Source organism: Vibrio ordalii ATCC 33509 (genome assembly GCA_000257205.1).
Taxonomy (GTDB): Bacteria; Pseudomonadota; Gammaproteobacteria; order Enterobacterales; family Vibrionaceae; genus Vibrio; species Vibrio ordalii.
The window spans coordinates 1-425 of the sequence record AEZC01000089.1 but is presented as its reverse complement, the minus strand read 5'-3'; the positions used below and the strand labels follow the sequence as shown (position 1 = coordinate 425).

Sequence of the window (425 nt, the reverse complement as noted above, 5' to 3'; positions counted from 1 at the left end):
GACGAGGATGTTGCCAAACATTCTTACTTAGTGTCCCGTTCGTCTAGAGGCCTAGGACACCGCCCTTTCACGGCGGTAACAGGGGTTCGACTCCCCTACGGGATACCACTTCCGTTGTGAAGTAAAGGGGTCGTTAGCTCAGTTGGTAGAGCAGTTGACTTTTAATCAATTGGTCGCAGGTTCGAATCCTGCACGACCCACCATTTCTTCCACAAGAAATGTAAAAAAACATGTGGGCGATTAGCTCAGTTGGGAGAGCACCTGCCTTACAAGCAGGGGGTCACTGGTTCGAACCCGGTATCGCCCACCACTCTCTAAGAATTTTTGGATGCACATTGCCAAACCAGATTAAGTAATTGAACTGGTCGGTCTGTTTGACTCTGAAAGTCATTAGAAAGTGATTTGTTCCGTTAGGAATACCACTC

Annotated in this window: 3 tRNA genes; all 3 read left to right on the top strand. The window is 48.0% G+C overall.

Annotation, left to right across the window (positions count from 1 at the left end):
• Positions 1-32 precede the first annotated feature (32 nt).
• The 3 genes from VOR_RS0106490 (at position 33) to VOR_RS0106480 (ending at position 310) form a co-directional block, all read left to right on the top strand.
• Positions 33-108 (top strand) — tRNA-Glu (locus VOR_RS0106490).
• Positions 109-127: 19 nt separating this feature from the next.
• Positions 128-203: transfer RNA gene (locus VOR_RS0106485), tRNA-Lys, on the top strand.
• A gap of 31 nt (positions 204-234) precedes the next feature.
• Positions 235-310, top strand: a tRNA-Val gene (locus VOR_RS0106480).
• Positions 311-425: the final 115 nt, after the last annotated feature.